General features: G+C 34.7%; 20 protein-coding genes and 1 other annotated feature. Of the genes, 19 read left to right on the top strand and 1 reads right to left on the bottom strand.

Annotated features, from left to right (window positions below; genetic code table 11):
• The first annotated feature begins 36 nt into the window (after window positions 1-36).
• The 18 genes from SPD45_RS01450 to SPD45_RS01365 all read left to right on the top strand — a co-directional run bounded on the left by SPD45_RS01450 (window position 37) and on the right by SPD45_RS01365 (window position 18,950).
• The gene (locus SPD45_RS01450) at window positions 37-708 is read left to right on the top strand and encodes a YggS family pyridoxal phosphate-dependent enzyme (protein WP_336265803.1); all 672 of its coding nucleotides are present in this window, start codon (window positions 37-39) and stop codon (window positions 706-708) included.
• Window positions 709-723: 15 nt separating this feature from the next.
• The gene (locus SPD45_RS01445; protein ID WP_336265802.1) at window positions 724-1,176 is read left to right on the top strand and encodes a cell division protein SepF; all 453 of its coding nucleotides are present in this window, start codon (window positions 724-726) and stop codon (window positions 1,174-1,176) included.
• Between the two features lie 6 nt (window positions 1,177-1,182).
• Window positions 1,183-1,446, top strand: coding sequence for a YggT family protein (locus SPD45_RS01440; protein WP_336265801.1), 264 nt, complete (start codon window positions 1,183-1,185; stop codon window positions 1,444-1,446).
• A 4-nt stretch (window positions 1,447-1,450) separates the two neighbouring features.
• Window positions 1,451-2,230, top strand: coding sequence for a YlmH family RNA-binding protein (locus SPD45_RS01435; protein WP_336265800.1), 780 nt, complete (start codon window positions 1,451-1,453; stop codon window positions 2,228-2,230).
• Between the two features lie 78 nt (window positions 2,231-2,308).
• A complete protein-coding gene (locus SPD45_RS01430; protein ID WP_336265799.1) occupies window positions 2,309-2,803 on the top strand; it encodes a DivIVA domain-containing protein in 495 nt (164 codons plus the stop codon).
• 73 nt (window positions 2,804-2,876) lie between these two features.
• Window positions 2,877-3,096: a binding site (T-box leader), on the top strand.
• A 66-nt stretch (window positions 3,097-3,162) separates the two neighbouring features.
• The gene (gene ileS / locus SPD45_RS01425) at window positions 3,163-5,931 is read left to right on the top strand and encodes an isoleucine--tRNA ligase (RefSeq protein WP_336265798.1); all 2,769 of its coding nucleotides are present in this window, start codon (window positions 3,163-3,165) and stop codon (window positions 5,929-5,931) included.
• A gap of 469 nt (window positions 5,932-6,400) precedes the next feature.
• Entirely contained in the window at window positions 6,401-6,868 is a 468-nt protein-coding gene (gene lspA / locus SPD45_RS01420) for a signal peptidase II (RefSeq protein ID WP_336265797.1), read from the top strand.
• Window positions 6,865-7,776 carry an RluA family pseudouridine synthase gene (locus tag SPD45_RS01415; RefSeq protein WP_336265796.1) on the top strand — a complete coding sequence of 304 codons (912 nt, stop codon included), beginning with the start codon at window positions 6,865-6,867 and terminating at the stop codon, window positions 7,774-7,776. Before lspA ends, SPD45_RS01415 begins: the two co-directional genes overlap by 4 nt.
• Before the next feature lie 174 nt (window positions 7,777-7,950).
• The gene (pyrR, locus tag SPD45_RS01410) at window positions 7,951-8,493 is read left to right on the top strand and encodes a bifunctional pyr operon transcriptional regulator/uracil phosphoribosyltransferase PyrR (protein WP_336265795.1); all 543 of its coding nucleotides are present in this window, start codon (window positions 7,951-7,953) and stop codon (window positions 8,491-8,493) included.
• 152 nt (window positions 8,494-8,645) lie between these two features.
• Window positions 8,646-9,602: an aspartate carbamoyltransferase catalytic subunit gene (locus SPD45_RS01405; RefSeq protein WP_336265794.1), complete on the top strand. Its 957-nt coding sequence runs from the start codon at window positions 8,646-8,648 to the stop codon at window positions 9,600-9,602.
• Window positions 9,529-10,812, top strand: coding sequence for a dihydroorotase (locus SPD45_RS01400; RefSeq protein ID WP_336265793.1), 1,284 nt, complete (start codon window positions 9,529-9,531; stop codon window positions 10,810-10,812). Before SPD45_RS01405 ends, SPD45_RS01400 begins: the two co-directional genes overlap by 74 nt.
• On the top strand, window positions 10,805-11,902 hold the full coding sequence (locus tag SPD45_RS01395) for a carbamoyl phosphate synthase small subunit (RefSeq protein ID WP_336265792.1): 1,098 nt from the start codon (window positions 10,805-10,807) through the stop codon (window positions 11,900-11,902). Before SPD45_RS01400 ends, SPD45_RS01395 begins: the two co-directional genes overlap by 8 nt.
• Complete coding sequence (carB, locus tag SPD45_RS01390; protein WP_336265791.1) at window positions 11,895-15,089, top strand: carbamoyl-phosphate synthase large subunit; 3,195 nt, start codon at window positions 11,895-11,897, stop codon at window positions 15,087-15,089. The genes SPD45_RS01395 and carB overlap by 8 nt, the downstream gene beginning before the upstream one ends.
• 2 nt (window positions 15,090-15,091) lie before the next feature.
• Window positions 15,092-15,850, top strand: a complete 759-nt coding sequence (locus tag SPD45_RS01385) for a dihydroorotate dehydrogenase electron transfer subunit (protein ID WP_336265790.1) — start codon at window positions 15,092-15,094, stop codon at window positions 15,848-15,850.
• On the top strand, window positions 15,850-16,764 hold the full coding sequence (locus tag SPD45_RS01380) for a dihydroorotate dehydrogenase (protein ID WP_336265789.1): 915 nt from the start codon (window positions 15,850-15,852) through the stop codon (window positions 16,762-16,764). Before SPD45_RS01385 ends, SPD45_RS01380 begins: the two co-directional genes overlap by 1 nt.
• On the top strand, window positions 16,757-17,464 hold the full coding sequence (gene pyrF / locus SPD45_RS01375; protein WP_336265788.1) for an orotidine-5'-phosphate decarboxylase: 708 nt from the start codon (window positions 16,757-16,759) through the stop codon (window positions 17,462-17,464). The genes SPD45_RS01380 and pyrF overlap by 8 nt, the downstream gene beginning before the upstream one ends.
• Window positions 17,448-18,062, top strand: coding sequence for an orotate phosphoribosyltransferase (gene pyrE / locus SPD45_RS01370; protein WP_336265787.1), 615 nt, complete (start codon window positions 17,448-17,450; stop codon window positions 18,060-18,062). The genes pyrF and pyrE overlap by 17 nt, the downstream gene beginning before the upstream one ends.
• Before the next feature lie 27 nt (window positions 18,063-18,089).
• The gene (locus SPD45_RS01365; protein ID WP_336265786.1) at window positions 18,090-18,950 is read left to right on the top strand and encodes a LysR family transcriptional regulator; all 861 of its coding nucleotides are present in this window, start codon (window positions 18,090-18,092) and stop codon (window positions 18,948-18,950) included.
• Between the two features lie 415 nt (window positions 18,951-19,365).
• Here the strand turns inward: SPD45_RS01365 and SPD45_RS01360 are convergent, their stop codons facing one another.
• Window positions 19,366-21,102, bottom strand: a complete 1,737-nt coding sequence (locus SPD45_RS01360; RefSeq protein ID WP_336265785.1) for an Rqc2 family fibronectin-binding protein — start codon at window positions 21,100-21,102, stop codon at window positions 19,366-19,368.
• Window positions 21,103-21,151: 49 nt separating this feature from the next.
• On the opposite strand from SPD45_RS01360, the gene SPD45_RS01355 reads away from it, so the two are divergent.
• Window positions 21,152-23,770 (top strand): cation-translocating P-type ATPase, encoded by a 2,619-nt coding sequence (locus tag SPD45_RS01355; RefSeq protein ID WP_336265784.1) that lies wholly within the window; start codon window positions 21,152-21,154, stop codon window positions 23,768-23,770.
• The last annotated feature ends 56 nt before the right edge of the window (window positions 23,771-23,826 follow it).

The following is a 23,826-nucleotide window of genomic DNA, read 5'->3' as shown; positions in this document are numbered from 1 at the left end:
AAGCAATATCACTATTAAATAGGAGAGTATGAATCAATGGATGTTGCAAACAATGTGAAACAAATAGAAGAGGAAATTGTACGTGCATGTGAGAAAGTACAGCGGAATCGTAATGAAATTACCGTAATTGGAGTAACAAAATATGTTACAATAGAACGAACAGAACAATTACTTGCAACAGGCTATAAAGATGTTGGCGAAAATCGTGCTGAAGAAATGTTGCATAAATATGACGCTATTGGTGAACGAGCAAATTGGCATTTTATCGGTACATTGCAGTCGAGAAAAGTAAAAGATATTGTCGATAAAGTAACAGCAATTCATTCACTAGATCGATTATCTGTTGCGAAACAAATTAATAGTCGTTCCAATAATCCAATTGATTGTTTCGTACAGGTAAATGTGAGTGGGGAGGAATCTAAACACGGTTTAGAACCTGAAGAGGTTATTCCATTTATAGAATCATTACAGCAATTTGAAAAAGTACATGTTGTTGGTTTAATGACGATGGCGCCACATATTCAAGATAAGGAAGAAATTAGACAATTATTCCGTCGTTTACGTCAGTTACGTGATGAAGTGAGTGAAAAGAAATATATTAATGCTCCATGTACACAATTGTCGATGGGAATGAGTAATGATTTTCAAATTGCAATTGAAGAGGGTGCAACACATATTCGATTAGGAACGAGTTTAGTCGGTTCATAAAGCGAGGTGGTAAAAATGAGTTTTAAAGAAAAATTAAAAAATTTCTTTAATACAGAGGATGAATACGAGTATATTGAAGAATATGAAGAAGAAACAACGCCGGTAAAGCAAGAACAAAAAATGGCAACACCAAAACAAAGGACGACAGATAGTAATGTTGTTAATTTATCAGCTATTCATCAAGCGAATTCAAAAGTAATGTTATGTGAACCGAAAACATATAACGAAGTACAAGAAATTGCCGATCATTTATTAAATAAACGCTCTGTCGTTATTAATTTACAACGAGTAGACCAAAGACAGGCGAAGCGAATTGTCGACTTTTTAAGTGGAACTGTATATGCTATAAAAGGAGATATTCAAAAGCTAGGTGTCGCAACATTTTTATGTACACCTGATAATGTTGAGGTAACAGGTGTTATCACAAATTTAGAATATATGGAAGACGAATTTGAAAAGGAATGGTAATAATCTATGATGCAATTAGCGTATTATATTAATTTAGGAATTACACTCTATACGTATGTTCTCATTATTTACATTTTAATGTCTTGGTTTCCAGGGGCAAGAGATACGGCATTTGGTGAGTTTGTAGGGAGAGTTTGTGAACCATACTTAGAACAGTTTAGAAAATTTATTCCACCATTAGGGATGATCGATATTTCCCCAATTGCAGCACTTTTTACATTACAACTTGCCAAAATTGGTGTTATTGAGATTTTCCGTATGTTAGGATAATCTAATGTCGATTTACCAGCATTTCCGAAAACATGAACACCAATTTGTGGACCAAGTATTATCTTGGAAAGAACAAGTAGAACGTACGTATACTTCGTATATAACAGATTTCCTAGATCCACGGGAGCGAAAAATAATCGCAAATTTAATTGGCTCCTCTAATGAGGATGTTCAATACGCATTTTTTGGTGGAGCGGATCATACGGAGCGGCAACGAGCAATTATCGCACCATTTTATGAATCAATTGAGGAAGATAATTTTAAACTCGTTTTACTAGAAGCGAGTTTTCCAAAGAAATTTGTTACGATTCAACATCGTGATATATTAGGAACATTTATTTCGGAAGGATTAGACCGAAAGAAAATCGGAGATATTTTTGTTCGTGATGATTCGTTTCAAATTGTCACGACGGAAGAACTAGCATCCTTTATTATGCTAAATATCGATAAAATAAAAAACGCTTCGGTACAATTAAAGGAAGTACCTAGGAATACCATATTTCCAAGTGATGATGAATGGATGGAACAGACGTCTACCGTATCTTCTCTTAGATTAGATGTTTTAATAAAAGAAATGTACAATATGTCACGAAAAGACGCCTCTTTACTCATTCAAGGAGAACGGGTGAAAGTAAACTTCACTGTAGTGAATGATCCGGCATTTTTAGTAGAGGTAGATGATTTACTATCTGTTCGTGGTCATGGTCGAGGCAAAATTATTTCCATCGATGGTGTAACAAGGAAAGAAAAGGTCCGGATAACGACAGCAAAATTAAAAATGTAAGAAAAATGCTTTATTATATTGAAAAATAGATTATAATAGACAAATAAGATGTTTGTTGAAATTTCAGGAGGTGTATGATTGGTGTTAACGCCGTTAGATATTCATAACAAAGAATTTTCCAAAGGTTTCATGGGATTTAATGAAGATGATGTAAATGAATTTTTAGATCAAATAATAAAAGATTATGAAATGACGATACGTGAAAAAAATGAATTACAAGAAAGAGTAGCTGAGTTAGAAGATAAAGTTGCTCATTTCAAGAGTATTGAAGAAACATTAAACCAATCAATCGTTATTGCGCAAGAAACTGCAGAAGAATTAAAAGATAACGCAAGAAAAGAAAGTAAATTAATTATTAAAGAGGCAGAAAAAAATGCAGATCGTATTTTGAACGAGGCATTAAGTGAGTCACGTCAAATTGCGATGGAAACAAATGAATTAAAAAAACATGCAAAAGTGTTCCGTACTCGTTTGAAAATGCTAATTGAAGCACAGTTAGAAATGGTTAACAATGATGATTGGGAAGAGTTTCTAAAGCTTGCTGAAGAAGATACTGAGATTTCTGTAAAGTAATTCATTTTAGAAATAGTTTTTATTGTATAAAAATTTTAAAAATATGCTATAATGATGTCAATTGAACAAAATAATAAATACATTGATAGAAAAAGTATAGAAGATAAAACTGCTCAAAGCGAGTTAGGGATGGTGGAAGCCTAATACAGTTTCTTTTATAACATCATTCTTGAGTAGCCGTTTGAAATAATAGTAGGATAGGCCGGGTAATTCACGTTATGAATTGTTCAAGTGAATGTGTGAGAAAAGGACACATTTATAAGGGTGGTACCGCGAGATTCCTCGTCCCTTTAGGGATTTGAGGTTTTTTTGTTTTTTATAAGTAAATAATTTGTTTATATAGGAGGATTTATATACAAATGGAATATAAAGAAACATTATTAATGCCGAAAACAAAATTTCCGATGCGTGGAAATTTACCAAACAAAGAACCAATCCGTCGTGAAGGATGGGAAGAAAATAATGTATATGAACAATCATTAGAAAGAACGAAAGGTAGACCATTATTCGTTTTACATGATGGACCACCATATGCGAATGGGGATCTTCATATTGGACACGCGTTAAATAAAGTATTAAAAGACTTTATTACTCGTTATAAATCGATGAATGGATTTCATGCTCCATACATTCCTGGTTGGGATACACATGGATTACCAATTGAGACTGCATTAACGAAACAAAAGAAAATCGACCGTAAAAAAATGTCGATTGCTGAATTTCGTCAAATGTGTGCAGATTATGCGATGGAACAAATTAACAATCAACGTAACCAGTTTAAACAACTAGGAGTCCGTGGGGATTGGGATAATCCGTATATTACGTTAACGAAAGATTATGAAGCAGCACAAATTAAAGTGTTCGGTGAAATGGCGAAAAAAGGATATATTTACAAAGGATTAAAACCTGTATATTGGTCGCCATCCTCTGAATCAGCGTTAGCAGAAGCAGAGATTGAATATCAAGATAAACGTTCTCCTTCTATTTACGTTAGCTATGATGTAAAAGATGGTAAAGGTGTGTTAGAAGAAGGTACGAAAATTATCATTTGGACGACGACTCCTTGGACAATTCCAGCGAGTTTAGGAATTAGCTTACACCCTCATCTAGAGTATGTTGTCGTCGAAGCGGATGGAGAAAAATATGTTGTTGCCCATGATTTATTAGATCCACTTGAAGAAGAGTTAAAATGGGAAAATGTTAAAGTGGAAAAAACATTTATGGGACGTCAAGCAGATCGTATTGTTGCGCAACATCCATTCTATGATCGTGACGTACTTGTTATGTTAGGAACTCACGTAACGACAGAAGCAGGAACTGGTTGTGTTCATACGGCTCCTGGACATGGGGAAGATGACTTCTACGTAGCAAAGGAATACGGTATTGATGCATTATGTCCTGTGGATGAATTAGGATATTTTACGGATGAAGCACCTGGTTTTGAAGGGTTATTTTATGATGATGGAAACAAAGTTGTTACTGAAAAATTAGAAGAAGTTGGCGCACTTTTATTAATGAAATTCATTACCCACTCATACCCACATGATTGGCGTACGAAAAAGCCGACAATTTTCCGTGCTACTTCACAATGGTTTGCATCGATTAAAGATTTCCGTCATAATATTTTAGATGAAATTAAAGAAGTAGAATGGTTGCCACATTGGGGAGAAACGCGTCTTTATAATATGGTTCGTGATCGTGAAGATTGGTGTATTTCACGTCAACGTACATGGGGAGTTCCAATTCCAGTATTTTACGGAGAAGATGGAGAACCGATTATTACAGACGAAACGATTACAAATGTATCGAAATTATTTGCTGAACATGGTTCAAATATTTGGTTTGAATGGGATGCAAAAGATTTATTACCTGAAGGATTCACATCTGAACATAGTCCGAATGGCGTGTTTACGAAAGAATCAGACATTATGGACGTTTGGTTTGATTCAGGTTCATCTCATGAAGCAGTATTATTACATCGTGAAGACCATGTTCGACCGGCAGATATTTATTTAGAAGGTAGTGACCAATATCGTGGTTGGTTTAACTCTTCTTTATCAACTGCAGTAGCAATTACAGGTAAAGCTCCTTATAAAAATGTTATAAGCCATGGTTTCGTTTTAGATGGTGATGGCCGTAAAATGAGTAAATCATTAGGAAATGTAATTTTACCTGGAAATGTTCAAAAACAACTAGGAGCAGATATTTTACGATTATGGGTATCATCGGTTGACTATCAAGCAGATGTCCGTATTTCTCAAGATATTTTAAAACAAGTATCTGAAAACTATCGTAAAATTAGAAATACATTCCGTTTCATGTTGGCGAATTTAGCAGACTTTGATCCACAACAACATACAGTTGCTGAGAAAGATCTAGAGGAAGTAGATCGTTACATGTTATATCGTTTACAACAATTAGTGAGAAACGTAAAAGAAAGTTACGATAAATATGATTTTCAAAATGTATCACAGGCGATCCATAATTATATTACGATTGACTTAAGTGCGTTTTATTTAGATTTTGCAAAAGATATTTTATATATCGAAGCGGCAGACCACCCACGTCGTCGTAGTATCCAAACTGTTTATTATGAAACATTAGTTTCTATCGTGCAGTTACTGACACCAATTATTCCACATACGACAGAAGAAATATGGGAGCATATCAATGGTGTCGAGGCAAAATATGTTCAATTAACAGATATGCCAGAAGCACGTGAAGTAGTAGGGTTCAAAGAAGAAGACGTTGCGAAATGGGATCAATTCATGAAAATTCGTACAGATGTGTTAAAAGCATTGGAAGAAGCGCGTAATGAGAAAGTGATTGGTAAGCCATTAGAAGCAAAAATTACTATTGCTGCAAAAGATGAGGAAACGAAGGCTATTTTAGAATCTATCCCTCATATCCATCAATTATTAATCGTATCAGAAGCGGTAATTGGTGAAAAGCATGAAAATGCGAAAGAATATCAGTATGTCTACGTATGTGTTGAAAAACATGAAGGTGAAAAATGTGACAGATGCTGGATGCATGCTCATACTGTAGGAAAAAATGAAAAACACCCTACTTTATGTGACCGTTGTGCAGAAGTGGTGGAAGAAAATTATAGCCATTTAGTGCAGTAATAAAACAATATGGACATAGCAGGTGACTGAAAAATGTTACCTGCTATTTTTATATTATTTTTGCTAAATAGTATTGGTGCTCCAATATAAAGTCACTCTATATTATATGTTAGAGCCATTCATACAAAATTGAATGTTTCGACAGTGAAATGATAGCTTCTTTTGACTATGTGACTTGAGCAATGTAAAAATCTATCATTTGTTTGGAAAACAGATTGTAAAAAGAAATACGAAAAACCACAAAAGGAAAATAGTTTCCATTAATTTCGTGTACAATCCCGATCGAATAGGAGTACTAAATTGTACGACAGCACTCCGATTAAAATAGCTTACAATGCCTTTACAGTATGAAAATTTTAAAAAATTGATATTTCACTAGGTGAATGACATACTATTTTTAACGAACCGTGTTATACTTTAATATGGATAAAAACGATTGTATATGTTTACATAGCAGGAGGATAAAAAAATGACCCGTTATTATATCATAGCATTATTTATGATCATGATAGACCAGTGGACGAAATGGCTAATCGTACAAAAAATGGATTTACATGAAAGTATCCCAGTGATTGATCAACTATTTTATATAACATCTCATCGTAATGAAGGTGCAGCATGGGGTATATTGCAAGGACAAATGATTTTCTTCTATATTATTACAATTGTCGTAGTTGTTGGTATCATATACTATATGCAAAAATATGCAAAAGAAAGTGTCTTATTAGCAATTTCATTAAGTGTTATTTTAGGAGGAGCTATCGGTAACTTCATCGACCGATTATTTAGAAAAGAGGTAGTAGACTTTTTAGACGTGATGATATTTTCTTATGATTTTCCAATATTTAATGTAGCGGATAGTTGTTTAACAGTCGGTGTTATATTATTTTTCATTGCAACATTTATGGATGAAAAAAGGAAAGGAAAAAGAGTATGACAAAGCAAATTATTGTTGAACCCGAAGAAGTGAATCAGCGAATGGATAAATTACTCGTAATGAAAACAGATTATTCTAGACAACAAATTCAAACATATATTAAAAATGGTTCCATTCTAGTAAATGGACAAGTAGCTAAACCGAATTATAAATGTAAAGAAGCAGATACTATTACATTACATATTCAAGAAGAAGCAGTAGAGGAAAAACCTATTGAAGCAGAAAATATCCCACTTGATATTGTATATGAAGATAATGCATTACTCGTCGTGAATAAACCACGAGGAATGCTCGTACATCCGACACATCATGTTCGTACTGGTACATTAGTTAATGCAGTAAAATATCATTGTAAAACATTATCAGATGTTGGTGGGGAAGAACGTGAAGGGATTGTACATCGTTTAGACCAAGATACAAGCGGTGTAATTATTATTGCAAAAAACAACGATGTACATGCCCATTTAAAAGAACAATTTCAAGCTCGTACAGTTACTCGTATTTATGAAGCAATTGTTTATGGGGTGGTGCCACATGATCAAGGTGTCGTTCGAGCACCGATTGGAAGAAATCCAAAAAATCGGTTAGAAATGGCAGTTGTAGAAGGAGGAAAGGAATCAGAAACAAAATTTCGTGTATTAGAAAGATTTCAGCAATATACGCATGTAGAATGTGAACTTATTACAGGTCGAACACACCAAATAAGGGTACATATGAAATATATGAATCATCCGATTATCGGAGATGAAGTGTATACGAAAAAGAAATCGCCTTATATTAAAGGACAAGCATTATTTGCGAAGAAAGTAAGTTTTGTTCATCCTGTATTAAAGGAACAAATAACAGTAGAAGTCGAACAACCGTCATATTTTAAAAGCGTCATTGAAAAGTTACAAAACATTACTTGACTTTTATGATGGATTTTGAAATAATAAAGACAACTTAAATAAGAAATCCTTTAAAAATAGTCCTGTGAGGCTAAAAAGGAATATACGGAATGTTTAGGGATACGTATGTCCAAAACCTTTTACCTCACATATAGGTAAAAGGTTTTTTTATATAATGTTTAGGGGGATTTAGAAGTGAAGAAGAAAACGGTCGTTCTAGATCAATCAGCAATTAACCGTGCATTAACGAGAATTGCACATGAGATTTTAGAACATAATAAAGGTGGGGAAAACCTCGTACTAGTTGGCATTAAAACTAGAGGTGTTCCAATCGCAAAACGTTTACAAGAAAAAATCGCTCAAATTGAACAAATTACAGTACCGATTGGGGAGCTAGATATTACATTATATAGAGATGACTTACAAGAAAAATCTACTGCTCCAACATTAATTGCAACAAATATTGATGTAGATATTCAAGATAAAACGATCGTTTTAGTTGATGATGTATTATACACTGGTAGGACGGTAAGGGCAGCGATGGATGCTGTCATGGATATCAGTCGTCCGTCTCAAATTCAATTAGCTGTTTTAATTGATCGCGGACATCGTGAATTACCGATTCGAGCAGATTATGTTGGGAAAAATATCCCTACATCAAAGGAAGAAGTAATCTCTGTAGGAATTACAGAACTAGATGAGATGGATGAAGTAAGTATTTTGGAAAAACAATTATAAATGTACCTTTAATTAAATCCAGAGAGATTTAAAAGGTGGCAATTAAACGAGATACGTATATGTATACATACGTATGCCTCTTTGCGACCTTTTGCAAAGAGGCATTTTTTATTGTCTAGGTACATCTTACATGAACAGAGAGGATGTCATTCATGAAACACTTTTTATCTGTAGAACATATGACCAAAGAGGAAATTATTGCGTTGTTGGATATGGCAGAAAAATATCGCCAAGATGAATACGAGTTAACGAAACAAGTATTTAGTGCAAATTTATTTTTTGAGCCTAGCACAAGAACAAAAATGAGTTTTATTGTTGCAGAGCGTAGATTAGGTATTGAAGCATTAGAATTTAATACAGAAAACTCAAGTATGAAAAAAGGCGAGACGTTATATGATACAGCAAAAACATTTGAAGCAATTGGAGCTGATGTGCTCGTTATTCGCCATGAAAGTGATGATTGGGCAGATGAATTAAAAGATAGAATGAATGTACCGATTGTCAATGCTGGTGCAGGGAAAAAAGATCATCCGACACAAAGTTTATTAGATGCAATTACAATATATCAAGAATTTGGTTCTTTTGATGGCTTAAATATCGTTATAGCAGGAGATATAAAACATAGCCGTGTCGCTCGTTCGAATGCACAAATGTTAACGAAATTAGGAGCCAATGTATACTTTACAGGTGCACCAGACTTTATGGATGACAGTTTAGCTTATCCATATGTAACGATGGATGAGGCAATTGAGATGAGTGATGTACTCATGTTGTTACGAATCCAACATGAACGTCATGATCAATTTTCAAGTTCTACCGTAAATTACAATGAACATTACGGGCTAACAATTGAAAGAGAAAAGAAAATGAAAGAACACGCAATTGTATTACACCCTGGACCAGTAAATCGTGGGGTAGAAATAGATACGACATTAGTGGAATGTGATCGTTCAAGGATCTTTAAACAAATGTCGAATGGAGTATATGTAAGAATGGCAGTATTAACAACACAACTATTAAAATGGGGGATTATTCATGAACATGATATTAAAAAACGCAACAGTACTTTCGGGGGACAACCAGTTACAAAAATGCGATCTGTTAATTGAAGGAGATACGATTAAACAAATTGCTCCAGAAATTAATATGGAAGTAGAACGGATTGTTGATTGTGAAGGAAAGTTAGTGACACCAGGATTTATAGATGTTCATATTCATTTACGCGAACCAGGTGGGGAGCATAAAGAAACGATTAAAACAGGTACGGAAGCAGCGGCTCGTGGTGGATATACGACGGTTTGTTCAATGCCTAATACGAACCCAGTACCGGATAGTGTAGAAGAGGTAGAGAGCTTATTTAACCGTATTAAGAAAGATGCTGTCATTCGTGTGTTACCATATGCAGCAATTACGAAAGGATTAAAGGGAGAAGAACGAACAGATATTTCAGCATTAAGTAAAACAGACATTTTTGCATTTACAGATGATGGAGTTGGAATTCAAACAGCAGGTCAAATGTTAGAAGCGATGCAAGAAGCGGCAGCAAATGACCGAGCAATCGTGGCACATTGTGAAGATAACTCCATTCTTTATGGTGGGGCAGTACATGAAGGTGATGTGAGTAAACGTTTAGGTTTACCAGGTATTTTAAATGCATGTGAATCCGTACAAATTGCACGTGATGTATTATTAGCAGAAACTGCAAATTGTCATTACCATGTTTGTCACGTCAGTACGAAAGAATCCGTTCGTGTCATTCGTGATGCAAAAAGAGCTGGGATTCGTGTAACAGCAGAAGTAAGTCCACATCACTTATTATTAACAGAAGATGATATTAAAGAAGATAATGCTGATTGGAAAATGAACCCACCTTTACGTGCAAAAGCCGATAGAGATGCATTACTAGAAGGATTACTTGATGGCACAATTGATTTTGTTGCGACAGACCATGCACCACACGCAGCAGATGAAAAAGCGGTCGGTATGGCTAAGGCACCATTCGGAATTGTTGGTTTAGAAACAGCGTTTCCTTTATTATACACACATTTGGTAAAAACGGGAAAAATGACATTGCAACAATTAGTGGATGCATTTACACGTTTACCAGCAGAAGTATTTCATATGCCATATGGAACATTAGAAGAAGGAAAAGTTGCAGATATTACTTTAGTGGATTTAGAAAAAGAAATGGTTATTGACAGAAAAGATTTTGTATCTAAAAGTAAAAATACTCCATTTGATGGATGGGAAGTTGCAGGTATTCCAGTAATGACGATTGCAGCAGGTAAAGTCGTATATGAGGATGATAAACATGAGTAAAAGAAAATTAATTTTAGAAGATGGAACAACTTTAGTTGGAGAAGCTTTCGGAAGTGAACGTGTAACAGAAGGAGCAGTTATTTTTAATACAGGAATGACTGGATATCAAGAAATAATGTCAGATCCAAATTATTTAGGACATATCGCAGTAATGACATATCCTTCGATTGGATCTTATGGTATAAATCGTGATGACTTTGAATCAATTACCCCTTTTATAAATGGTATTATTACGAAAGAAGTAAATGACGAACCGTCAAATTTTAGAAGTGAAGAAACATTAGATGCTTTTATGAAAAGACATCAAATACCTGGGATTGCTGGTATTGATACACGTATGTTAACGAGATTACTACGTGATAAAGGCTCTATGCGTGGAATGATTACAGATGCATCAGCAACATTTGAGTCTGTGCAAGAAGTGTTAAAAAAAGAAGAAACAAGTTTACTTGTTGAAAAAACATCTATTACAAAGCCATACATCGTACCGGGTGAAGGTGCAAGAGTCGTTATAATTGATTTAGGAATGAAACAAACGATTTTACATGAATTAACGAACTTACAATGTCATGTGACAGTAGTTCCGTATGATACAAGTGCAGAGGATATTTTACGCTTCAAACCAGATGGAGTGTTATTATCAAATGGGCCTGGAAATCCAACATTTGTGCAAACGACGATTGAAACAGTTCAAGCATTGTTAGGAGAAATTCCTATATTTGGAATCGGCTTAGGCCATCAAATATTTGCACAAGCATGTGGGGCAAACATTACGAAATTAAACCACGGGAATTACGGGAATAGTTTTCCAGTGAAAGATTTAGCTATTGATAAAACATGGATTACGACACAGAGTCGTCAATACTATGTAGCGGAGGCTTCGATAGAAAATACAGATTTAACTGTTACATTTCGTTCATTAAATGATGATACGGTGGAAGGTTTAAAACATAAAAAGTTTGATGCCTTTTCTGTACAATTTAATCCAGAAGGAGCGCCAGGTTCTAACGATACGAAATATTTATTCGAACAATTTATTGAAATGATGAAACAAAACAGGGTGAAAAATGGAGGCCAACAACATGCCTAGAAATGAAAACATTGAAAAAATCTTAGTCATTGGTTCAGGACCAATTGTAATCGGACAAGCAGCAGAATTTGATTATTCTGGAACACAAGCTTGTCATGCATTAAAAGAAGAAGGATATGAAGTAATTTTAGCAAATTCGAATCCAGCGACTATTATGACAGACTTTACAGTCGCAGATAAAGTATATATGGAACCACTCACAGTTGAATTTTTAAGTAAAATTATTCGTAAGGAGCGTCCTTGTGCAATATTACCGACATTAGGTGGTCAAACAGGGCTAAATTTAGCAATTGCATTAGATGAATCAGGGATTTTAGACCAATTCAATGTCCAACTTTTAGGTACTTCCTTAGAAGCGATTGAAAAAGCAGAAGATCGTGAAAAGTTCCGTTCATTAATGGAAGAATTAAATGAACCAGTACCTCCAAGTGATATCGTAAATACAGTAGAAGCGGCAGTCCATTTTGCAGAAGAAATCGGATATCCGGTTATCGTTCGTCCAGCATTTACATTAGGTGGTACAGGTGGTGGAATGTGCGATAGCCGTGAGGAATTAGAACATATTGTTAAAAATGGATTAGCATTATCACCTGTAAATCAATGTTTAATTGAAAAAAGCATTGCAGGATTTAAAGAAATCGAATATGAGGTTATTCGCGATAAAAAAGATCAAGCGATTGTCGTTTGTAACATGGAAAACATTGATCCAGTAGGAATTCATACGGGAGATTCAATCGTGGTTGCTCCGTCTGTCACACTATCAGACAAAGAGTATCAAATGTTGCGTCGTGTTTCTTTAAAATTAATTCGTGCATTAGAAATTGAAGGTGGTTGTAACGTACAATTAGCGTTAGATCCGCATAGTTTCCAGTATTATATTATTGAAGTGAATCCACGTGTAAGTCGTTCGTCCGCGTTAGCTTCTAAAGCGACAGGATACCCAATTGCTAAAATTGCCGCTAAAATTGCTGTCGGATTAACATTAGATGAAATTAAAACCCCAATTACAGAAACGACTTATGCTTGTTTTGAGCCACAATTAGATTATGTAGTAACAAAATTCCCGCGTTTTCCATTTGATAAATTTACATCTGGAGACCGTAAATTAGGAACACAGATGAAAGCGACTGGGGAAATTATGGCGATTGGACGAAACCTTGAAGAATCATTTTTAAAAGGGGTTCGTTCATTAGAAGTAGGAAACGGAGACTTTCATTTAGATAAATTAAATGATGTGGAGCAAGATGTTTTATTAACACGTGTTGTAAAAGCAGATGACGAAAGAATGTTCGTATTAGCTGAATTATTACGACGTGGAATGACCATTGAGGAAATACATGAATTAACGAAAATTGATTTCCTTTTCTTACGTAAAATTAAACATATTATAGATTTAGAAGACCAATTAAAAGATGCGAAATATGATCAGGAAATGTTAGAACGAGTGAAACGTTACGGATTTTCAGATACGCAAATTGCACGTGTATGGGGTGTGGCGGAAGAAGAAGTATATGAATTCCGTAAACAACATCAAATTTTACCTGTATACAAAATGGTAGATACATGTGCAGCAGCGTATGAATCAAAGGCGCCATATTTTTATAGTACGTATGAACAGGAAAATGAATCTGTAAAAACAGACCGCGATAAGGTACTCGTATTAGGTTCTGGTCCAATTCGAATCGGACAAGGAATTGAATTTGATTATGCGACAGTACATTCAGTTTTAGCGATACAAGAAATGGGTTATGAAGCGATTATTATGAACAATAACCCTGAAACAGTATCGACCGATTTTTCTATTTCTGATAAGTTATATTTTGAACCATTAACACTAGAAGATGTCATGCACGTAGTTGAATTAGAACAACCATTAGGTGTAATCGTTCAGTTTGGTGGTCAAACTGCTATCAACTTAGCGGCAGGTTTAAAAGCACGTGGTGTGAATATTTTAGGTACAAGTTTAGAAGCAATTGACCGTGCGGAAGACCGTGAAAAGTTCGAAACTTTATTAGAAAAGTTAAATTTAATTCGTCCAAATGGAAAAGCAGTAACAAAAAAAGAAATCGTTGTAGAGACAGCGAATAATATTGGCTACCCTGTTTTAGTTCGACCATCATATGTTATTGGTGGAAGCCAAATGGAAATTGTCTATAACGATGAGGAATTAAATAATTATTTAAATAAAGTAGCGACCATTAATCCAGCTAAACCATTATTAATCGATCAATATATAACAGGTATCGAAGTGGATATTGATGCAATTAGCGATGGAGAAACGACGTTTGTTCCAGGAATCATGGAACATATCGAACGATCAGGGGTTCACTCTGGAGACTCGATTGCAGTATATCCACCACAACGTTTAAGCGATGTGGTAAAACAAAAATGTTTAGAAGCGACAGATAAAATTGCGAAAGAATTAAATGTAGTTGGATTATTAAACATCCAGTTCATCATTAAAGATGAAGATGTGTATGTAATTGAAGTGAATCCAAGAGCATCACGTACGATTCCGTTTTTAAGTAAAATTACTGGTGTAACGATGGCTAATATTGCTACACGTGCAATTTTAGGCGAAAAACTAGCAAATAAAGGATTAAAAACGGAAATTTTACCAGAATGTGAAAATGTGTATGTAAAATTACCAGTGTTCTCCTTTGAGAAATTACGTAGTGTTGATACGACACTTGGACCTGAAATGAAATCAACAGGGGAAGCAATTGGTTATGATAAAACATTAGAAAAGGCATTATATAAAGGTTTAATCGCTTCAGGTTTAAAGATTCCACATGAAGGTTCTGTATTAATGACAGTGGCAGATAAAGATAAACAAGAAGCATTTGAGATTGCCGAGCGTTTCCATGATTTAGGTTTCCAAATTTACGCGACAGAAGGTACGGCGAAATATTTACAAAATGAAGGGTTACGTGTAACTGCAGTAGATAAAATTGGTAGTACAGATACGAATGTACTTTCACTTATTACGAACGGGGAAGTTCAATTTGTGATCAATACTTTAACATCTGGAAAACAAACACGCTCAGATGGATTTAGAATTCGTCGGGAAGCAGTTGAACATGGTATTATTAGTTTAACGAACTTAGATACGGCAGAAGCGATTGTTAATGTAATTGAATCCACAACATTTAGTGCGAACAGAATGGTAGATAAAGGGGCATTATAAGCATGATTAAAAAAGAATCGATGAAAATCATTTCAACAAATGTAATTGCCAAAGAAACAGTAGAAATGGTTTTACACAATGAATATATTAGTGAAAATGCAGCTCCAGGACAATTTTTGCATATCTCAGTATCAGGATGTACGTTAAGACGGCCGCTATCCATTGCGGCTGTTGATCGTACTGCTAAAACGGTAACTATTTTATTTAAAATAATTGGAAAAGGTACGAAACGATTAAGTGAATATGTCGCAGGAGAAACTATTGATGTGCTAGGACCCGCAGGAAATGGTTTTCCTTTAAAAAACTTGCCGAAAAACGATAAAGTTTTATTAATCGGTGGAGGCATTGGTGTCCCACCATTATATTTTTTAGGATGTACCTTGAAAGAGTTAGGATATGATGTACAAGCAGTAATTGGTTTTCAATCGAAAGATTTTGTCTTTTATGAAGAACGATTTAAAAAATTGGGCGAAACAATCGTTGTAACGAATGATGGTTCTTACGGTGAAAAAGGTTTTGTTACAGATATGGTCGATAAAATTGTTCCATTTGATCGTTATTATTCTTGTGGTCCGGCTCCGATGCTGAAAGCTGTAACGAATACATTTAAAGATAAGGAAGGATATTTATCTTTTGAAGAGCGTATGGGCTGTGGTGTTGGTGCGTGTTATGCGTGTATCATACCGACGAACGACGGTTCAAATTATAAGAAAATTTGTCAAGATGGTCCAGTATTTCGGGCAGAAGAGGTGAGTTTATAATGGATTTATCTGTATCAATACCAGGTTTGGAATTAAAAAATCCGGTCATGCCTGCTTCAGGTTGTTTCGGATTTGGTAGGGAATATAGTCAGTTTTATGACTTAAGTAAGCTTGGTGCAGTCATTATGAAAGCGGCGACTGGAGAGGAACGATTAGGAAATCCAACACCTCGTGTAGCAGAAACAGCTTCAGGCATGTTGAATGCAATTGGATTACAAAATCCAGGCGTAGAAAAAATTGTGGAAACAGAAATTCCCTTTTTAAGTAAATTTCATATACCGATCATTGCTAATGTTTCGGGTAGTACGATGGAAGAATATGTGAATGTTGCAACAGTTTTAAATGAAGCCGAAGATTTACGAGCGATTGAACTCAATATTTCTTGTCCAAATGTAAAAGAGGGAGGAATTCAGTTCGGAATCGATCCTCATATGGCAGCTACAGTAACAGAAAGAGTGAAGCGTGCGAGTAGAGTACCGGTTTATGTGAAATTATCTCCCAATGTAACGAATATTGTAGATATGGCAAAAGCGATTGAATCCGCTGGAGCTGACGGATTATCGATGATCAATACATTAACTGGGATGCAAATTCATTTACCGACACGTAAGCCAGTGATAGCGAATAAAACAGGTGGTTTATCTGGTCCAGCTATTAAACCTGTTGCAATTCGGATGATCTACGAAGTGAAGCAACATGTAAACATTCCGATTATTGGAATGGGTGGAATTGAAACGGCAGAAGATGTGTTAGAATTTTTACTTGCAGGTGCAGATGCAGTAGCAGTAGGGACGGCAAATTTTCAAAATCCATTTGTATGTCCAGAAATTATCGATGCATTACCTAAAGTGTTAGAAACATATGGATTTTCATCCGTAAAAGAAGCAACTGGAGGAGCGCACAAGCATGAATAATGGAATGTATTTAGCGTTAGACTTTCCGACGTGGGAAATGTCCAAACAATTTTTAGAAGAAAATAATTTACATGAAGTTCCAGTGAAGGTAGGTATGGAACTTTTTTATCGCGAAGGTATGCATGTCATTGAAGAATTGAAAAAAAGAAACCATCCAATATTTTTAGATTTAAAATTACATGATATTCCGACGACGGTCATGCGTGCAATGAAAAATTTAGCACATGCCGAAGTAGATCTTGTGAATGTGCATGCAATCGGTGGAAGTGAAATGATTAAACGCGCTAAAGAAGGATTAACGTGTGTAAATGATAAGACGAAATTAATTGCCGTTACAATTTTAACATCGATGGACGAAATGGAAATGGCACGTGATTTACGTTTACCGAATAATATTAATGATAATGTATTACATTTATCTACTTTAGCTAAGCAAAGTGGAGCGGACGGTGTCGTTTGTTCGGTACATGAAGTACGAGCAATTAAAGAGGCTTGCTCCAATGAGTTTTTAACAGTAACACCAGGTATTCGTTTAATGAATTCAAAAGATGATGATCAAAAACGAGTTGCAACACCAGCGATGGCGAAAGAACTAAATTCAGATTATATCGTAATTGGTAGAAGTATTACTATGGCAGAACAGCCGTTTGATGCGTATAAGCAAGCGTTAGAGGAGTGGGAAAATGGAATTACAAAATAAAGTAGCTAGAGCATTGTTAGAAATTGAAGCAGTTCAAATTAAAACAGATGGTTATTTTACTTGGACTTCAGGGATTCAGTCGCCAATTTATTGTGATAACCGTCTAACGATGTCATATCCTGAAATTCGTACACAAATTGCAAAAGCTTTTGCAGAAAAATTAGTGGAATTAAATATGACACCGGATGTGATTGCAGGTTGTGCTACAGCTGGAATTCCACATGCAGCTTGGCTTGCAGATGAATTAAATGTTCCGATGGCATATGTTCGTTCGAAACCAAAAGGACACGGAAAAGGCAATCAAATAGAAGGGAAGGTTGAAATAGGTCAAAAAGTTTTAGTAATTGAAGACTTAATTTCTACTGGTGGCTCTTCTATTGATGCAGCAAATGTTCTACGTGAAGAAGGAGCGGATGTTCTGGGCGTGTTTGCCATTTTCACTTATGGATTACAAAAAGCGGTCGATCGATTTAAGCAAGAAGATTTATTTATGGATACGATCACAAATTTTGATCATTTATTAGACGTTTTACGAGAAGATGGTAAAATAAATAGTGAGGATACATTCCGCTTATTAAAATGGCGTGATCAATTATAAAATACGATAGTAAAGTAGTGGTATGAAATGAAAATTGATGATTATGAATTACTTATCCAATTAAATAAAATCGGAACGGTTCGGGGAACAGCAAAGGCAGTTTTAATTTCACAACCGGCAGTCTCCCAAAGATTGAAATATATTGAGGAGTATTTTGGTGAACAAATTTTTATCCGTACATCAAAACGTTTAAAATTAACACCGAGTGGTGAAATCATTTTAAAACATGCTCAAGAAGTAGTAGAACGTGAAACAGAAATAAAAAATACATTAGCTGCATCTAGTATTGAAGTTCGTGGTACGTTATCCATTGCTTGCTCATCATTGATTAGTCAACGATATTTACCGACGATTTTAGCAAAGTTTACAAAGAAGTTCCCATTAGTATCTATTGATTTAGTAACAGGGATGAGTGAAAATATAAAACGTGATTTTAATAAATACCACATTACAATCGTACGTGGTGAAAAAATTAAAGATAGCACTTCTGTATTATTGTTTAAAGATCCACTTTATATTTTTGATACAGAGCCTTTTGAAAATAAAGAGGTGAAAAACCGGCCACTTATTTCATTCAAAAGTGATGACGATTTACATGAGTTAATGAATCATTGGCTATTTTACCGCCAAGATCAAATTCAACCGATTCAAAAGATTAGTGTGGATCAAATTGAAACGTGTAAACAATTTATGAAACAAGGACTCGGCATGGCTATTTTACCGAAAAGTATTTCAAATAATTTAATGAACCAGTATGCGCATTTACCATTAGAAATTGAAGGAGAGCCGATTACACGTGATACATGGCTTTGCTATCAGCCTGGTATGCGTAATTTACCACAAGTAAATAGTTTCATTGATTTGTTTTTAAGTGAAGAGTTTGAGTAAAGATAGTTTGGTGAAAATAACCTCTTTTACAAATTCATAAATTAAATATGATTCTTCGATATTTGGTGTTGGTGGGAAAAATCCACTGGCACCTTTTTTATGCATATAAATAGAAAATAAATGAATTTCCTTTTAGAATTAAAATCGACCAAAATCAAATCAAGGAGGGAAATCACTTGTCTCATTCTAATAATATAAAATTACTGTTTGAAATGTAACATAAAAAACCATCTATGCATCTTCAAGCACATAGATGGTTGACTAAAATTTTGTGTTAACAACAAATGAATCAAAAGCAATATATAGATACTCTTATCGGATAAAACATTTAGAGTATATTTCTATCATGACACCATTACATATCATTATTTATTTGACTATGACTCTAAAGTGACTACATATATCATATCGGTAATCACTTCACTTTTAATTGTTTTATCGCTGATTCTATTGGTGTAACGTGAATGGTTTTTTGATCTGTATATGTGACAAATCCAGGTTTACTACCAGATGGCTTTTTCACATATTTTACTTTCGTATAATCGACAGGAACACTAGCAGATAATTGGGCTTTACTATAATAAGCGGCAATTTGGGCTGCTTCAAAAAGCGTTTCTTCACTTGGATTTGAGTCTTTAATGATCACATGTGAACCAGGAATATTTAATGTGTGCAACCATATATCTTCACGATGTGCTAACTTATGTGTGACATATTCATTTTGCATATTATTTCGGCCAACATAAATATCTGTTCCATCAGAAGAAATGAAATGTTCAGGTGTTGGCTTCTTTCTACGCTTTTGTTTTCCTTTTTGTTTTTTAATATATCCTTCTTCTCTTAGTTCTTCACGTATATCGTCAATATCTTCATCACGAGCAGTAACGATTTGTTGCTCAATTTCTTCTAAATATGCTATTTCTTTTTTCGTTTTCATCATTTCTGTTGCAGAAATATCTTTAGCAATTACTAATTTTCGATATTGTTTAAAGAAACGTTGAGCATTTTCACTCGGAGTTTTATCAGCTAATAACTCAATCGTCATTTCACGTTGTTCGGGATCATAATAATCTATGACCGTAACGGAAGAATCTCCCTTTTGAACGAGGTGCAAATGTGCTGTTAATAATTCGCCTTGTTTTTGAAGAAGATCTGCTTTTTTCGCTTTTTCAATTGTTTTTTCATGAATGAGTAATTTCTTTTTATTTTTCTGCAACTCATTTTTTATGATTCGTTCTAAATCTTTTGCTTGTTGTTTGACACGATCACGTTCTGCTTTATTTGAATAAAAAGCATCTAGCATCTCATGAACGTTATCAAAGTTTATCGTATCTCCATTTAAATATGTGATGGGGAGTACGTGAAAATCTTCCCGGTCCTTACGATAAATAGTTGGAACGAATTGATTTGTTCGGACTTGTTCTTGAAAGGTATCAATTGCCTTTATAAACTCTTTTTGTGCTCCTAAATGTGCTTTATGAACAATCTCTTTTGCTATAAATGGAGAAATACCAGTTATAATTTGAACGAGTTGTTGTTCTATTTTGCCTTGATTAAAATCGAGTTTATGAACTATTTTTTCACTTGGATATTGTAATAAGTCAATTTTTTCCTGAGATGGTGGTCGTTTATAGTCTGCACCAGGTAATAATGTTCGGTAACTATTTTGAAAAGGTGGTACATGTTTCATACAATTAATAATTTTTGTTTCATCATCGTTTAAGAGAAGTATGTTACTATGACGTCCCATAATTTCTAACATAAACGTTTTTGTAATTGGATCACCGATTTCATTAAAACCTCTCACTTTAATGGAGATAATTCTTTCAAGGGCATATTGTTCTATACACTCAATAATGGCACTTTCTAAATGTTTACGAAGAACCATACAAAAAGTTGGAGGTTCATTCGGATATTGAAATTTGTCATTCGTTAAATGAATACGAGCATAGGACGGATGAATCGATAATAATAATGTATAATTTGTTCGATTGTTACGAACCGTCATAATAATTTCGTTATTCGTCGGCTGATAAATCTTATTAATTCTACCACCGATTAAACTCTGTTGTAAATCCTCTGTTACAGCACGTGTAACAATCCCATCAAATGGCATTTCCTTCACCTCGTTCTCTATTATATCATTAATCATTGTCCCACTGCATATATATGAAAAAGAATGTTAGATAGGTGGGGTGTAAATGGAATGGTATAAATTACCGGTAAATGAAGTAGAACGAAAATTACATGTATTTCATAAAAGGGGGCTATTACAAACCCAAATAGACGAAAGACGAAAAAAATATGGCGAAAATTTAATGCAAGAAGCAGAAAGACCATCCATCCTCGTCTTATGGATGAAACAATTTCAAGACTTTTTAGTTCTCATTTTGTTTGCTGCAACATTTATTGCTGCTATTTTAGGAGAGTATATTGATGCGACAGCTATATTATTAATTGTGTTATTAAATGGCTGTATCGGTTTTTTTCAAGAAAGAAAAGCAGAACGATCATTGGAACAATTAAAAGCATTATCGGCACCTGAAATGCGTGTACTTCGTAATGGTGAGTGGAAAACTGTTCAAGCGAAGGAAGCGGTTATTGGGGATGTAGTAGCATTACGTACAGGTGATCGAGTACCAGCAGATATCCGGTTAGTTCAAGTAAATGCATTGCAAATTGATGAAGCAATTTTGACAGGTGAATCTGCACCAGTACATAAACAAGAAACAGCTCTGATTCGTGGTGGAGAAGAAATTCATAACCAGACGAATATGGCATTTAAAAGCACGCTCGTTCGAAAAGGTAACGGTGTTGGAATCATTGTTCGCACAGGAATGCAGACAGAAATCGGACAAGTTGCACAACTACTAGAAAAAACAACTGTTACTACTACACCTCTAGAAAGAAAATTAGCGGATTTAGGCAAAGTATTAATTTATATTGTGTTAGCTTTAACAATATTAACCGTATTAATTGGATTGTATGACGGGAAACCGATGTACGATATGTTTTTAATTGGTATATCGTTAGCAGTTGCTGTCATCCCTGAAGGGCTACCAGCAATCGTCACTGTCACTTTATCTTTGGGAGTACAACGAATGTTACGTAGGAAAGTTTTGGTACGTAAACTATCATCTGTTGAAACATTAGGTTGTACGTCTGTAATTTGTACAGATAAAACAGGAACGATTACAGAAAATAAAATGGTCGTAAAAGAATTGTATATGAATGGACAATATATTGTTTACGATGATCTTTTACAAAGTAATTTACCCAAAAATATTTCGACAAACAATGTCCAACAAATGTTACAGTTTGGTGCATTGTGTAATGAAGCGAATTTACAAGTGAAACGCGGCACTTATGTTGTAGATGGGGATCCAACAGATGGAGCAATATTAATTGCAGCGAGAAATTACGGTATATCTTACGTAGAAGACGAAAAATATCATAAGGTGACAATGGAACCTTTTGATGTGTTAAAAAAACGAATGCATACTATTGTAGAAGGGGAAGGTGGAAAAAGGTATTTCATTATGAAAGGTGCACCAGAGGAAATTATTCCACGAAGTCGTTACCAACTAGACACTAATGGAAGAAAATTTTCTGCGGATAATACGCGGTTACAAAAAGCAGCTGAACATATGGCGGAAAAAGCTTACCGTGTTATTGCGATCGCAATGAAAGAAATTAAAGACTCCCCAGTAAATGAAACAGATTGTATTTTTTTAGGGATGTATGGATTATTTGATCCACCTCGTAAAGGTGTGAAAAAAGCGATAGCTACATGTCGAAATGCGGGCATACAAACGGTAATGATTACTGGGGACCATCCACTTACAGCAAGTGCAATAGCGAAAGAAGTGGGCATTGTATACGATGCTCATAATGAAATATTGGATGGAAAAGCATTAGAACAAATGTCAGATGCTACGCTACAGGATGTAGTTACTAAAGTAAATGTATTTGCACGTGTTACCCCTACACATAAATTACGCATTGTAGAAGCATTTCAAGCAAAGGGACATATCGTAGCAATGACAGGGGATGGGGTTAATGATGCACCAGCAATCAAACAGAGTAATATTGGAATAAGTATGGGAATTACTGGAACAGATGTGACAAAAGAAGCTTCTTCTATCGTATTAATGGATGATAATTTTATAACATTACAGGAAGCGATTAAGGAAGGACGAAATATCTATGAAAATATTCGAAAATTTATTCGTTATTTATTAACTTCGAATGTTGGCGAAATTATATTAATGTTGTTTGCTATTTTATTATCGTATCCATTGCCACTTATCCCAGTACAAATATTATGGGTCAATTTAGTAACTGATGGCTTACCGGCAATGGCATTAAGTATGGATAGACCAGAAAAAAATGTAATGGATGAAAAACCACGGCATCCGAATGAGCGAATTTTGTCAAGAGGGTTAGGGTGGAAAATCATCTCACGAGGATTATTAATTGGACTCGTTTCATTAATTGCCTTTATCGCCAGTTATCATATGTCGAATGATATTACCTATGCAAGGACGATTGCATTTTCAACGATTATTGTTGCACAATTGATTCATGTATTTGACTGCCGAAATGAACGAGGAATATGGACGAGGTCTCCTTTTGGTAATCTATATTTAGTAGGTGCAGTTCTATCATCACTTATTTTATTGTTCGTTGTGTTATATGTCCCATTTTTACAACAAATTTTCCAAACTGTTCCTTTATTAAAGGGAGATTGGGGTATGATAGTATTATTAGGAAGTGTTCCAACTATTGTTAATATTTTTACGAAACATCGAAAAAAATAACATATATTAAAACATTATTTATCATCACATATTAATAGAGAATTTTCACGTAAAAT

The sequence above is a fragment of the Pseudogracilibacillus sp. SO10305 genome, assembly GCF_037072005.1.
Taxonomy (GTDB): Bacteria; Bacillota; Bacilli; order Bacillales; family Amphibacillaceae; genus Pseudogracilibacillus; species Pseudogracilibacillus intestinigallinarum.
This window is presented reverse-complemented; position numbering and strand designations above follow the sequence as displayed.